This window comes from Paenibacillus sp. 01L418, assembly GCF_056400045.1.
In genome coordinates this window covers 1-13,726 of the sequence record NZ_JBFTSN010000236.1, presented here as the reverse complement: position 1 = coordinate 13,726, position 13,726 = coordinate 1, and the positions used below count along the sequence as shown (strand labels likewise).

The following is a 13,726-nucleotide window of genomic DNA, read 5'->3' as shown; positions in this document are numbered from 1 at the left end:
CTCTTCAACATGTAAGCGGATTGCCTCCACTTTCGTTGTATCTTCATAATGCTTAAACTTTTGCCCTTTAACCGCCACAAAAATACACCCCCTAGAATTTCATCGGAATAACCTAGGGGTTTTTCCAATGTCTATTCTAAGGGGTGCACTTCACTATGGACTTGAGGTTTCTTTATTTAAATCAAAGCTATAGCAAGAAGCGTAAACAATGACAAAGTCAGTAGACCTGCCCCAAAACCATAACCATATCCATTGCCGTACCCATTACCATAATATGCTGATGTTCTTACTCTGTCCGATGTCCGTAAATATATATTGTTTCTATCAACATTTACGATAACGCCTTCGTGGCAACGGCCATCACGAGTCCGAACACGCACTCTACAGTTCATATTATTTCTGCCGAAACGATACATTTCCTCCATTAAAGCTCACCTCCCACTATCATGCTCCTTTTAATCTATGATTAGTAGAGGCTTCATGATTGTGCTCTTGTTACAAGAGTTGCGAGGAATCTTGCTTAGAGTCCAAATGACTGCTTCAATTAATTTTTTGTCCCCTTATATTTCCCCGTATTCATTAGATTGACATTTACTTGAATGTTCTTGATAGAATCATTTTTCAAGAAAAAATCATCGGTGCTGGACAAGCGCCGAAACTCCGCGGGTGATGACTGATAAAGCGATTGTCTGAGATGAAACGGATCGATTTGGGACTTTAACGCTTTACTATAGGTGTTCATGATTTCCTTGCGGATGGCATCAGCAGCACATTCCTTCAAATGGTTAATGGTTACGTCTTGCATTAGCTCAATGACAATGCCCTTTGCCTCAACTTCAAGATTATAGCGAGTTTCTCCCTTTTCCGTTTCGGGTCTAATTTTCATTCTAGGAGATGAAAATTCAATAACGGCAGCCGGTGAGCCGTGGGCATTAACTTGAAGCGGTATACGTTTCAGTCCCTCTTCCGCCCATCTAATCCCTAGCAGATCCCGTCCTGACATCCATCCTATCATCTTGTTTTTCTTGAAAAAATAACCACCTGATAGGCTGAACATCGGCTTTGGTTGTTCGTCTTCCGACCAATCTTTAGAATCAAGGTCAAGTGATGGAATCATTGCCGGCTCTCCAGGTTCATTTAAATCCGCAATAACGCGATTTACAGTAACAGGAAGGATTACGGAAACGATTGAATGCATTTGACTAGCCGTAAACATGATCGTTTCCAGTGGGGATAAATTCAAAATCGATTTCTGAATAAATATTTCTGGCAAGCTCCTCTTTGTTCCATAGATCAGAATATTGTACCTTACTTCCCTGTAACGATTAATCGCGCTAAACACATCAGTGACACCCTTCTTGAGCACCGCTTCTGTCATAACAACAGCTTTAACATGACCCCAAAACACCTGCAGCTGGGATGTTCTGCTAATGTCAGTTAATGCTAATGCCATGGTTTTCCCTTCCCCTTTGCCTACCCATACGGGGACAGCTTTACCAAGACTAACTTGTTCACTATGCGAGATATTTGAGAAATTGAGTATTTGTGTGTAGGCAATCCATTTCCCGTCCTTAAAGTCGACGCCAATAGCCGTCGCATATGCCATATTTTGAATTTCCGGCATACTCGTGCAACCGCTTAGAATCATAATACTGCACAGAAGCACGCTTATTGCCCGGAAAATATACATGTCTAATCCTCCTTCTTCTTATCGGGATCTTTCGTTTGCAGCGCGGTAGGTCGTTTGTTGATTTTATCCCACGGCAATCTCAAGAAAGAAATAAGCAGCTCCCTGACGGATAGCGGAGATAAAGGCGCCAAATAGCTTACGCCAAATGATTTTATAGTACCCATGTAACCAATGAGCAGTACCATACCTAAGATCACGCCATACATGCCGAGAATTGCGGATAGTGTAAAAAAGAACAGCCTCAAAATACTAACCTGCGTGCTTAACGTCTGATTCACTAGAGTTACCCCCGAAACGGCGGTAATCGCACCAACTACAACAACTGACGGCGAAACCAAACCCGCTCGAATGGCTGCATCTCCAATGATCAACCCCCCAATTGACGTCAGTGTCTGACCGATTGCGTTAGGAAGCCTTACTCCCGCTTCCCTAAATATTTCTAGCAGCATGAGCAGCAAAAACATTTCCATATGCGAAGAAAGCGGCAGCCCCAGCCTAGTCACGGAAATGGTAGCCATCATTTGAAATGGAATTTGGTCTTGATGAAACGACACTAACGCAACCCAAATGGCTGGCAAAAAGATAGACAGGAATAAGCTGATTCCTCTTATTATTCTTGAGAATGAAACATACGCATAGTTGAAATGGGCATCCTCTGGAGATTTTAAAATAAGTGATAGACCCGCAGGCGCAATTAACACCATCGGCAGCCCATCGATAATGAGTACTACACGGCCCGAAAGCAAGCTTTGGACGGCATAATCGGGTCTTCCGGTAAAATCCATAATCGGCAATAGCTTGAATTTGAAATCAGACAACAATTCCTCTAGCTGGCTAATGCTGATTAAACCGTCAATATCAATCTTGTCCAATCGCGTGCGTAAATCCTCCAAAATCTTAGGATTAATGATGTCATAAAAGTAAAGAATCCCTATCCGCGTCTTTGTTCTTCGTCCTATTGTCAAATTATCTACATGGAGAGAAGGGCTTCGAAGCCGTTTACGGATTAAGGCAATATTTACAGTAATATCTTCAACGAACCCATCCCTTGGTCCCTTAACCGAAATTTCTGTACTGGATTCGTATGGCTGTCTTGTTGGCTTATCTGCTATGCTTACAAAAGCCACTTTATTATCTTCAGTGAATATGAGCAGCAGATCCCCTTGAAATATAGCCTCCGATAGCGCGTCCTCGGTCGCTTCTGTAAATTCCGTAATCGACAACACATTCGACAACCGCACAATTGGATCCTTGAATGAGCCCTGTTCTTTAAAGAGTCGATTAAGCTCTGGTAAAATAAACTTACCAATGTCGGCTGAATGGCTCAGTCCTTCTGCAAAAGCAATCACGACTTCAACGCTTTCTTGTTCTCCAAAGTGGCAAGCTTGGATTTTGACATCTGATGAACCCTCAAAGAGAGCCCTTAAGCTTTCCTCATTCCAGATCTCTGAATTTGACTGTGCTTGTCCATTCATGTTTTTCCCTCCTTTGAGGCAGATCCTAAGAACAGGGCGGCAATCATCCATAAAAATGAAAAGGACAACAATACCGCCAGCGAGATTGGCATGTAATAACGATCCATCCATAAATAAAAGGTATATTCGTTTACTCGAAACAGTGACAGAAGGATATAACTCACCATAATGATAGCTATTGCCCAGTGTCGACTGCGTGCTTGACGAAGAGAAAGCAATTCAACGAATAAATACACCGATAAGCTTATGCGAACAATCGCGCCAGACAGCCATTGAAAGATGGATAAAAAGTCTAGATGCTCAACAAATTGCCCAATTTTCACGAGCCTCCACTGCTCGTATGGCGAAGTCATTTGATGGGATGCTTCTATGGGACCAAACTCTGTAATCGCACCAACGATAGGCCCCAGTGAAATGACGATGGAAAATACGCCATATAAAAGCAGCTGCCAAGCTCGAACTTTCGTCTTCAAATGATGCTGCAGCACGATAAGCGCCATCAACTCCACAAAACCTGCGCCGGAATAAACCATTCCGTTCCAAACCGGGCCCCATCCATGCTCAAGTACAGGCTTTAATAACGAAAAATCTTTCATTGGAGAATTAAATGAACCGACAAAAATGCCTAACAAAGCAACAAGCGGAAGCAACACGCCTGCAACGATCGCAATGACCTTTAATCCCCACATAGACATGGCTGTACAAAATAATACCAATGAGACAACGAGCAGCATCTTAGGAGTAGAGGGCAAATAATTTGTAACATGCCATGTAGCCGTATGGATGACGGTCATACCGCCAATGAGATACATCTGAATGCAAACGGGAAGGATAAGGAGCCAAGAAACAAAAGGGGAACTCCTGCGGGATAGCCACTTTTTCCACTCTTGCTGACCTGATCGGTTCATTATCCAGACCAATAGCAAAATCCAAATAAGAAAAAACACACCTGTCATCAGTACAGTAATCCACGAATCACGTTTGGACGCAGACAAAATCATCGGATTTACGATAACGTGGCTGGTAAGGCCATTCATTAATGAAAACATCATAAATATTTGCACAAAGCTGATTTTATTACCCGAACCGCTCAAATGAAATCACATCCATATCTATACAATCCGTAAATCCTCACTCTATTTTGGTACTAATTTCAATTTAATATTCCAAAAGAAGCAAGTTGCTCGGATTCAATTTAAATTATGCTTAGATCAGCCTAATAAAAAAATGGCAGCCTTGGACGAAAAAAGTCATAGGCTGCCATTTATATGTAACAATATGTAATCGAATATAAGCGGGTTTTCCAACTTAGCATCTACTCTAAACATTTTMTTGTTAATTCATAAAAGTCGTGAATTTGATCAATTTGATCTTTCTTTTCGTTAGTCTTGTTTAACCATAGTGAATGCATGCCATATTTCCTTGGTGCCACGTAATCATTCTCATAATCATCACCAATGAATAGGATCTCATGCTCCTGACAACCAGATTTATCAATTGCGTATTTATAAATTCTTGGGTCAGGTTTTCTCCATCCAAATCCAATGGAAGTCACAATGAAATCAAAACTATGGATCAAATTATTTATATCCAGCAGCTCTTCTATGCCATCCCTAATCATGAAATTAGACACGATTGCCAAATGATATTTTTCTTTAAGTTGTGCAACCGCCTGCTTAGTTTCTTCCTTAATAAAACATTTAGACTTATAGGTATCCCAGTAATTTTCGTATAAACGATCTATAACTGCTTGTCTATTTTGTTTAATAGAGGTTGTGTTGTTAACGATAAACTCAATTCTTTGTTTCATTTCATATTCTTGATGTGTCTTATAACTATCACTTAATGTTTTTTTGRCAAGCTTATATTTTTCATAATACTCATCAAAATTTACCCAATACTGTTCAACACCAGAATTCGCATAAGACCAGTAAGCATAATCACTTGCATTTGGGAGCTCAATTAAATCAACTATGGTTTCCATACAATCAAAAATAATATACTTAATCATTTTCATCCTATCTCCCTAGCGTAACCCATGCTTAAATAAACATAGTTTAATTATCTCACACTGTAGTTGTGTTCCATAATCTCTCCATTCCTATTAACATTTCACCCTCGAATTCCAATCTATAGATATCCGGCTTTGAGGTCTTTAATAAAAAGTCCAAATCGTACTGACGATCAAAATACCCCATCATCAAAGTCATAACAGCTCCATGTGTTCCTATAACAATCTTCTGTCCTTTATATTCGTTTAACATTTTATTGAGAATTGTGATGGACCGATCCTGACAAGCCTTAATAGATTCCCCTCCTGGCGACAAAAACTCCGGGTCAGAGAACATCTTCTTAACCAATGGATACAATTCCAAATCGGGCATGATTTCATCATCTTTTAAAAAGTTTACTTCTTTAAGATCCTCAAAAACCAATACTTCTTTGCCAGAAAACTGCGCTAGTTCCTCTATCGTCAATATCGCCCTTCTGTATGGGCTTGAAATATAATTGTCTATTCCCTCTTCTTTCAATATTTCAGTTATGATACGGGCATCTGAAATCCCTTTTTCAGTTAGCCCACGCGTTCTCTCCTTCCCTTCTCCTTTAGGTGAATCTCCATGCCTGACCATGTAAATAAACGTTTTCATATCTAACTCCTTCCGCTAATTCAATAAGAAACCTTGAATGGAAACAAATAAAGTAAATAAAAAAACAATAATGCTCATATACCCCAAAAACTTTTTCTGTCTTTTTGAAATTCAGCTAGTCCTGTTACTAACATAAATATGGCTAGAAATAACATCAAATATGGCATCATTTCAAAGTTTTTAGTCGTTAGACTATAACAGGAAAGACCGAAAACAATTATCGCTAAAATAATTCTACTTTCTTTCACAACATATCTCCCCTTTCCCCCTAAAAACTATCTTTGTCTATTAAGATTCACAAATACCTTATATTTACATGATATCATAATTACGGATTCTCTATTTCCCCCTCCTACCCTTAACTTACTAACAAACCCATCAATGTTATTCGCCGGCTAATTCCATTAATCTATTACGTACCTGTCACCTCTGCTATTCGGTTGAAATATAACCAAAAATTCAATTTCTTCGTTGGATTTATTAAACATTTGATGGGGGATTTGAGGTGGAACCTCGATTCCTTCATGTTGATTTAAAAACACCTCTTGATCACCAATTTCCATAGCAGCTGTTCCTGATAAGATAAAGAAAAATTGTTTAGCATCTTGATGATAATGCTTTACTTCCGCAGTATTTGCTGGCATTCTTTCGTGAATAACGCTTAATTCCTTATTTTTAACTAAATGCCAACCATCACAGTTGTCTCCCCAAATATAATGTTCAGCAGATTGTTTACTTATTTTCATTTCAATTGCTCCTAACCTCTAATGATTTTGTTGTAAAATGTGCCATTAAAATTGTCCATCATTTCTGGTTGAATTATTATACAAACAAAAGAATAATAATTCAAATTTCCCGCACGATCTAGTCTAAAGTCGAGGCAACAAACTCGACTGCGGTGCGAATTGATTTTTTACTATATCTGGTAAGGTTAAAAAATGTTATAAATACTCGGCCTGAGAAAAGGCGGAAGGTGGCGTCATGATGGAGAAGAAAAGGAAGAAGGGTCGGGTTTGGAAAATCATTGGACTTATTTTGGGAGCACTCATAATTGCTTTCGCAACGATTACTTTCATTCAGGTTGACTTCTCTAACCCTAAGGATCTTGAGAAATTCGTCCAGGTCAAAATGAAGAAATCAGGCATGACAGGCGTATCCATCGCAATAATCAAAGACAATCAAATTGATCGCATTATTAATTACGGAGACGCTGACAGGGAAAAAGATATACCGATCACAAATGACACGGTATTTCAGATTGCCTCCGTTTCCAAAACAGTGACTGCCACGGCCGTCATGCAGCTTGTTGAGAAAGGAACCATTAAGCTGGATGATGACATAAATACATTTTTGCCGATAAGTATTGTTCATCCTAAATTTCCAGACACTCCTATTACATTCCGCATGCTGTTAAATCATACTTCAGGAATTGATAACAATTGGAAGCTGTACGACAGCCTCTACACTTCGAACAGTGGTGGTGGCGACTCAACGGTTACACTCGCGCAGTTCATGAAGGATTTTCTCGTTCCGGGAGGAAAATGGTACGACGAAGAAAAAAACTTTACGAAAGATAAACCTGGTTCGGCGTTCAACTACAGCAATGTCGGATATGGTTTACTCGGCTATTTAGTCGAAGAGATTACCAAAACACCTTTTCCCGAATATACGCAGCAGCATATCTTTGACCCGGTAGGCATGAAGCATACCAAATGGCTGCATAAAGATTTATTAAGCAATGACGTACTTGCCGTGCAATATGATGCAAAACATAAACCGCTAGTGCCCTATTCCTTCCCAACTTATCCAGATGGTACGTTGAAGACGACGACCACCGAATTTGCTAAGTTCTATCTTGCCATCATGAACGGCGGGCAGGCCGAGAACGGAACCATCCTATCGCAGGCCACACTTGATAAGATGTTCAAACCGCAGTCGGATAATGGCAATCAGGCACTCGGATGGAGCTATTCAGCGCTGGATAGTCTTTACTTGAAAGGTGTCAGCAAGGGCAAGGTTATCGGACACAACGGCTCTGATCCCGGAGTGCTCACGATAACGATGTTTAATCCAGACAACAAATCGGGTTTGATCCTCTTTTTTAACCATGAGCTGAACTTAAGTTTAAAATCGCTGAATCTTCATTCTATGGTCAAACGTCTGGTTAAAGAATCGGGTATGTAAGAACATAAGATTCTATTAATGTAGGAAAGGAGGAGCTGCGCTTGCATGCAGCTCCTCCCTTTTTAATAAGACGTTTATCCTTCACATATCTGAAGCCGATGGTTTCCAACCCGCTTCTTGCGACCAAATATGTGCTTTCTGAATGATATCCCAAACGATAGGCCCTTTGCCTTCTACATACTTGGAGCGTTCATCCTTATAAAGCTCAAACAATCGATGTTTCTCCCGGGCATATCTTAAACAGTCGTCAGGGTGCGCACACAAATAATCTCTAAACAATAAAGTTAATTGTTCTGAAAAACTACCTGACTGCCTTACATGAATATGCGTTCTTCGACTGCCCGGTATTTCTCGAAAATACTTTTTCGTTTTATCTGCGTTTTCTTCTCGATATATGAAGCCTATTTTCTCCATCTCACTCTTATGGTTTATGATCGTTTCAAAATCAATAACGGATAATTGAATATCAATAATGGGCTTCGCATCTAAACCAGCAATCGAAGTTGAGCCAACATGGTCAATACGAACGACCAAATCTCCCAAAGCATTTCTTATTTTTAGAGCGATATCATTAAATTGATTTTTCCATTCTGGATCATGTTTTGCAATTATCCATTGTTCCTCCATAATGAGCTCCTTATGTTGCTGTTCTCTAATAAAATCTTATCACTCAAAAGCATTTATGAATTCAATGGAACATGCTTGCCAGCGAGCTCCTTCAGTTTCTCTACGATCTGTTCTTCGCAATTGCCCGCGAGCGGAATCACTTCCGATGCATAAAGAGCCAGCTCATCATGATGGCCAATCATGACCGCATGCTTCGCGTTTTGAAACATCGAAATGTCGTTGGCATCGTTCCCAAATGCAATAAATTGTTTGGCTTCCACCCCTAATTTTTGCAGGGCACTCCATTTATGAATATGAGTTGGACTAATATCAATGACAGCTTCATTACGATGCCTGTGAATAACAACTTCTAGGCTTGCAAGCTTTTGCTCCAAAGCTTCCATATCATTCGCGGTAAGGATTAGTATTTTGACGATGGTCTCCAGCGACTCTACTGCAACAAGCTTAGCAAGTTTGGAGGCATCAACATTTTTTAATATCGGATGCTCTAAAGAACCGGTGTAGGCATAATCCCAATGGCTATCAATCAAATATGTCGCTTGATGCGCTTCAATATGCTTTAACATGTTAAGGCGTAAATCTTCATTAAAAGTTTCTATAGCGATCATGCTGCCATCCTTAGAAATAAGAGAACCATTTCCTCCTATAAGAGAAAAGTTGTGAAAACGTTGATGAAGAACAGGAAGCATATCTCGAATGGGACGAGCGGAAGCAAAAATAACTTCATGCCCTGCTTGAGTTAATTCCTCCAAACCACTTAAAATCTTTTCTGAAACAGGCTGTCCTTTAAAGCAGATGGTTCCATCTAAATCAAAAACAAAAATCATAAGTAATCCCCTACTTCCAAATGAATGTCATGTACTATTTGATTATAAATAGATATAATTAGATTCAATTAGTTTACTGCAAAAGCTTTGGAATTTCTAGACAATGTCTCTTATGAAGCCACCAAAGCAATAGACTGATTAAATGATCAAGCTTATAATAAGTGTTCATACGAACGCTTTATTAATTAGTTAAGGAAATGGGGAGAGCAAATGATACAAAAAGCAACGTTTGCCGGGGGCTGTTTCTGGTGTATGGTAAGTCCTTTTGAAGAACAGCCCGGCATACATGGCATTCTGTCCGGCTATATGGGCGGAACGCTAGAGAACCCTACTTATGAGCAAGTATTGACTGGTGAAACCGGTCATTTGGAAGTCGTACAAATCACTTATGATTCGGACATCTTCCCATATGAAAAATTGCTTGAGCTTTATTGGCCGCAAATTGACCCTACAGATGCTGTAGGACAAGGCAATGACCGCAAGAGCCAATACCGTGCTGCCATCTTTTATCACACAGAAGAACAGCGCCAACTTGCTCAATTATCCAAGGAAGAGCTTGGGAAGAGCGGCCGTTTTGGCGGAAGAGTATCACCAGAACTATCACCGTAAAAATCCAAAGTTCTATAAGGAATCAAGAGTATATTCTGGCCGTGATGCTATTATCGAGAAATACTGGAAGTAGAAAATAGCTTTGTTTTATGAATGACTTGATTAAAAAAGGGACGCAACACTTTTACGTGTTTGCGCCCCTATTTGATATTAAACGTTCGAAAATAATTTCATACGCCGTTGGTTTTCCGTGACCATTATAATGTGTCGGTAAAACCTGTACTAATCTCCATCCTTCTTTTGCATATTCATCAATCGTTTCTCGATGTTTTGCCTCTGAGAAAAACCCGCCCAATGATGTTTCAACATACATATATTCGTACAAACCTATCGCCTCCTTGTATTATTAATAATCTAGCTCAGCCATTCCAAATTCGCTGTATCATCGGTAATTCACCTTCAAACTGCAAATGATAGACATCAGGATTAGACAAGGATGCCCATTCCTCAAAACCGAATTTGTGATCATAATGCTTAAGCAGCAAGGACATTAAGTTTCCGTGGGTAACGATAACCACATTGCCAAACCCGCTATTTCTCACATCGGTTATTACCGCTAAGGCACGATTCATCGCAGAAGTACTGGATTCGCCGCCTTCATAACATATCTCCAGATCTGTAAAAGTATGACGAAGCATTTCAAGCCAGTTAACATTGCTTTCGCCACATAAAACTCGTTCTGACAAGCGATCATCCACATGACAGTTTACCTGAATTTTTTCAGCTAATGGAGAAATAGATTGAATGGCCCTTAGGAACGGGCTCGAAATGATATGTTCGATATGTTTGCCCTGCAGAAATTCAGCTACCCGCTCCGCTTGCAGATAACCTTCTTCGGTAAGCTTAGCACTTGGCGATTGCCCTTCTGCCTTGCAGTGTCTGACTACGTAGATGTTCAAGAGTACCCCTCCGCATCTATAAATTGATTAGTTCTGTTTTTTCTATATTCCGAAGGAGTAATGCCCGCAATCGCTTTAAATGATGAAGAGAAATAATGCTGGTCGGCAAAATTCAGCTTTGTAGATATCTCGTTGATGTTTAGATTCGTGTTAAGCAAGTATTGCTTGGCGAGCTCTATTTTGCGATTGCGAAAATAAGTATAAGGCGTTATACCATAACATTCTCGGAATAATTTAATAATGTAGTTTTTCGAATATCCAAGCTGTAATGAAACATCGTTAATATCGATAGCATTCTCGATGTTTAAATCCAAACATTGTTTAATGCGCTCAGGAATAGAGAGCACTTTATTTTCCAAATGGTTTTTTAAATGCAATATGATTTTTAACACAATAACTGAAATCTCATCTGTAATATCAGAGTAGTTTTTTTGCTTGGCAGATGCAATATTAATAATTTCATTCATATAAGAAAGAATGTTGCAATCTTTCACAATATAGGTGTCTGCTGGCAAGTAATGCTTAAATAAACTTTCTGCAAAATCCCCATTAAAAACGACCCATATTTTAACCCACGGATTTTCCTCGCTGGCATAATACTTATGATAACTATTTTTAGTTAAGAGATATACATCATTTTTCTGAGGATACAGCGTTTGGGATTCTATCTCGAGCACACCGCTTCCATCCATAATATACTCAAATGAAAATAAATTTTCACCTTTTCTCTCGATGATATAATTCTTGTCGCAATAAGAAATTCCTGCCATTACGATGTTCAATGGAAGTTTAGGATCTAGCAGATGCCAAAAGCTATAAACAGTTTCTTTCATTGTGATATTCCTCACATCTATTGTGATAACTTCTATTATCAGACCGTAATTTGTATGATAAATTGTATATTACAGCAACAGATAACATTATTCAATCGTTTTGCATTTCATTCATTTTCATCTAACTTAGGAGGAATTACTATGATTATGCGAGCACCAGCTGTCCCACTTATAACTGTAGATCCTTATTTTTCTGTTTGGTCTATGGCTAACGAACTGAACGAAGCTGATACCAAACATTGGACGGGCCAACCTCATAAATTAGTCGGTGCCGCTGTGGTTAACGGAAAAGAATATTGTTTTATGGGCGGCAATGATAATGGTATAAAAATGAAACAAACAGGTGTAGATATTAATGCATTATCCAGCAAATATCGTTTTACTTCTGATGAAATCCATTTACTCGTTACGTTTACTACCCCTCTTTTAATGGATGATTTAAAGCTTATGTCTAGACCCGTGTCTTATATTCATGTACAAGCCGAATCTAACAATGGCGAAGCACATGATGTGACTATAAAAATAAATGTCGATGATGAGTTATGTCAAAACTTTAAATATGAATTCCCAGTCGATTACAAAGATATTAGCGAGCCAGGTTTTACATGCGGCAAGATTGGAAGCAAATTTCAAAATGTTTTAAATAAAGCTGGTGATGATCTTAGAATTAACTGGGGTTATTTATACCTCGCTTCTAATCATGAAAAGGCTTCTGTCATCGATGTAGCCAATACACATGAATACGGTACGGTAAGCCATAACATTGAGCTGTCTATCCCTGTAAATACAGGTGAAAACGCAAATGCGCTTTTTGCTGTTGCATATGATGATATCAAAGCGATTGAATATTTTAATGAGCCGCTTAATGCTTATTGGAAAAAAGACGGTGAAACCATCGAAGATGCCTTGAAGCAGGCTTTATCTGAGTACGACAACCTATTTGAAAAGTGTGAACAGTTCTCATCCACTCTATTTGCAGAAGCTGCAGAATCAGGCAACGAGAAGTACGCGGAACTAGTATCCTTAGCCTACAGACAAGCAATTGCAGGTCATAAGGTTTGTGCGGATACCGATGGAAACGTTCTCTTTATATCCAAAGAAAATTTCAGCAATGGCTGTGCAGCTACGGTAGACGTTACGTATCCATCCATACCGCAATTTTTGATTTACAACCCAGAGCTCGTTAAAGGGATGCTGCGCCCTATTTTTAAATACGCTGCTACTGATATTTGGTATTATGATTTTGCACCACACGATGCGGGAACCTATCCACTCGTTAACGGCCAAGTCTATAGTCACGGCACATGCCCTACTTGGCAAATGCCCGTTGAAGAATGTGGAAATATGCTGATTTGCACAGCTGCTGTTGCGGTCACGGAGAATGATGTATCTTTTGCCAAAGAGAACTGGGACCATCTTGAGAAATGGTGCAATTATTTAATTAACAATGGTGTAGATCCTGACAACCAGCTGTGTACGGATGATTTTGCAGGGCATCTCGCGCATAACTGTAACTTATCGATTAAGGCTATTATGGGTATCGCAAGCTTTGCGATTCTAAACCGTATGGCTGGAGACGAGAAAAAGTCAGAGGAATTAATGAATGTTGCAAAAGGAATGATAGATAACTGGCTCGTCATGGCTGCTAATGAAGACGGAACCTATCGTTTAGCATTTGACCGTCCTGATTCCTTTAGCATGAAATACAATGCGGTATGGGATCAATTATTCGGTCTCGAATTGTTCCCTAAAGATACATTTAAAGCTGAGACTAAAGCCTATCTGGAGAGACATTCAGGTGAGTTTGGCCTCATGCTTGATAATCGTGACACCTACACCAAATCGGATTGGATCGTTTGGAGTGCGACACTCTGCGACAATAAGGAAGATTTCAATTCCATTGTAGACCGCCTCTGGCATGCGTATGATAAAAC

The 13,726-nt window shown here is 39.5% G+C and carries 16 protein-coding genes and 1 pseudogene; 3 read left to right on the top strand and 14 right to left on the bottom strand.

The genetic code is table 11. The features are described from left to right. Window positions 1-176: 176 nt before the first annotated feature. The 9 genes from AC1DSE_RS22745 to AC1DSE_RS22705 all read right to left on the bottom strand — a co-directional run bounded on the left by AC1DSE_RS22745 (window position 177) and on the right by AC1DSE_RS22705 (window position 6,559). Entirely contained in the window at window positions 177-425 is a 249-nt protein-coding gene (locus AC1DSE_RS22745; RefSeq protein ID WP_477512953.1) for a hypothetical protein, read from the bottom strand. A 119-nt stretch (window positions 426-544) separates the two neighbouring features. Beyond that, window positions 545-1,690, bottom strand: a complete 1,146-nt coding sequence (locus tag AC1DSE_RS22740; RefSeq protein WP_477512952.1) for a Ger(x)C family spore germination protein — start codon at window positions 1,688-1,690, stop codon at window positions 545-547. Window positions 1,691-1,692: 2 nt separating this feature from the next. After that, window positions 1,693-3,165 carry a spore germination protein gene (locus AC1DSE_RS22735; protein WP_477512951.1) on the bottom strand — a complete coding sequence of 491 codons (1,473 nt, stop codon included), beginning with the start codon at window positions 3,163-3,165 and terminating at the stop codon, window positions 1,693-1,695. Continuing rightward, window positions 3,162-4,259: a GerAB/ArcD/ProY family transporter gene (locus AC1DSE_RS22730; RefSeq protein ID WP_477512950.1), complete on the bottom strand. Its 1,098-nt coding sequence runs from the start codon at window positions 4,257-4,259 to the stop codon at window positions 3,162-3,164. Before AC1DSE_RS22730 ends, AC1DSE_RS22735 begins: the two co-directional genes overlap by 4 nt. Window positions 4,260-4,480: 221 nt before the next feature. Beyond that, entirely contained in the window at window positions 4,481-5,176 is a 696-nt protein-coding gene (locus tag AC1DSE_RS22725; RefSeq protein WP_477528229.1) for an HAD family hydrolase, read from the bottom strand. Window positions 5,177-5,231: 55 nt separating this feature from the next. Then, a complete protein-coding gene (locus AC1DSE_RS22720) occupies window positions 5,232-5,813 on the bottom strand; it encodes a histidine phosphatase family protein (protein WP_477512948.1) in 582 nt (193 codons plus the stop codon). Window positions 5,814-5,828: 15 nt separating this feature from the next. Continuing rightward, window positions 5,829-5,891, bottom strand: a complete 63-nt coding sequence (locus AC1DSE_RS22715; RefSeq protein WP_477512954.1) for a hypothetical protein — start codon at window positions 5,889-5,891, stop codon at window positions 5,829-5,831. Continuing rightward, window positions 5,888-6,061, bottom strand: coding sequence for a hypothetical protein (locus tag AC1DSE_RS22710; RefSeq protein ID WP_477512947.1), 174 nt, complete (start codon window positions 6,059-6,061; stop codon window positions 5,888-5,890). The genes AC1DSE_RS22715 and AC1DSE_RS22710 overlap by 4 nt, the downstream gene beginning before the upstream one ends. Window positions 6,062-6,217: 156 nt before the next feature. After that, complete coding sequence (locus tag AC1DSE_RS22705) at window positions 6,218-6,559, bottom strand: cupin domain-containing protein (protein WP_477512946.1); 342 nt, start codon at window positions 6,557-6,559, stop codon at window positions 6,218-6,220. A 235-nt stretch (window positions 6,560-6,794) separates the two neighbouring features. Here AC1DSE_RS22705 and AC1DSE_RS22700 point away from each other — a divergent pair, with 235 nt between their 5' ends. Beyond that, window positions 6,795-7,997: a serine hydrolase domain-containing protein gene (locus AC1DSE_RS22700; protein WP_477512945.1), complete on the top strand. Its 1,203-nt coding sequence runs from the start codon at window positions 6,795-6,797 to the stop codon at window positions 7,995-7,997. 81 nt (window positions 7,998-8,078) lie between these two features. Here the strand turns inward: AC1DSE_RS22700 and AC1DSE_RS22695 are convergent, their stop codons facing one another. Together AC1DSE_RS22695 and AC1DSE_RS22690 are read right to left on the bottom strand one after the other, a co-directional pair. Beyond that, complete coding sequence (locus tag AC1DSE_RS22695) at window positions 8,079-8,624, bottom strand: GrpB family protein (RefSeq protein WP_477512944.1); 546 nt, start codon at window positions 8,622-8,624, stop codon at window positions 8,079-8,081. A 53-nt stretch (window positions 8,625-8,677) separates the two neighbouring features. Next, the gene (locus AC1DSE_RS22690) at window positions 8,678-9,451 is read right to left on the bottom strand and encodes an HAD-IIB family hydrolase (RefSeq protein ID WP_477512943.1); all 774 of its coding nucleotides are present in this window, start codon (window positions 9,449-9,451) and stop codon (window positions 8,678-8,680) included. A gap of 213 nt (window positions 9,452-9,664) precedes the next feature. On the opposite strand from AC1DSE_RS22690, the pseudogene msrA reads away from it, so the two are divergent. Then, window positions 9,665-10,133, top strand: a pseudogene (gene msrA / locus AC1DSE_RS22685) (peptide-methionine (S)-S-oxide reductase MsrA). Between the two features lie 51 nt (window positions 10,134-10,184). Here the strand turns inward: msrA and AC1DSE_RS22680 are convergent. Genes AC1DSE_RS22680 through AC1DSE_RS22670 form a run of 3 tightly spaced genes read right to left on the bottom strand, consistent with a single transcriptional unit; the run spans window position 10,185 to window position 11,792 of the window. Beyond that, a complete protein-coding gene (locus AC1DSE_RS22680; RefSeq protein ID WP_477512942.1) occupies window positions 10,185-10,385 on the bottom strand; it encodes a DUF4177 domain-containing protein in 201 nt (66 codons plus the stop codon). Window positions 10,386-10,419: 34 nt separating this feature from the next. Further along, complete coding sequence (locus tag AC1DSE_RS22675) at window positions 10,420-10,959, bottom strand: histidine phosphatase family protein (RefSeq protein ID WP_477512941.1); 540 nt, start codon at window positions 10,957-10,959, stop codon at window positions 10,420-10,422. After that, on the bottom strand, window positions 10,956-11,792 hold the full coding sequence (locus tag AC1DSE_RS22670) for an AraC family transcriptional regulator (RefSeq protein WP_441909947.1): 837 nt from the start codon (window positions 11,790-11,792) through the stop codon (window positions 10,956-10,958). The genes AC1DSE_RS22675 and AC1DSE_RS22670 overlap by 4 nt, the downstream gene beginning before the upstream one ends. Window positions 11,793-11,933: 141 nt before the next feature. Between AC1DSE_RS22670 and AC1DSE_RS22665 the strand changes: the two genes are divergently transcribed. Further along, the coding region (locus AC1DSE_RS22665; RefSeq protein ID WP_477528228.1) for a glutaminase domain-containing protein at window positions 11,934-13,726 on the top strand (1,793 nt) is incomplete at its 3' end.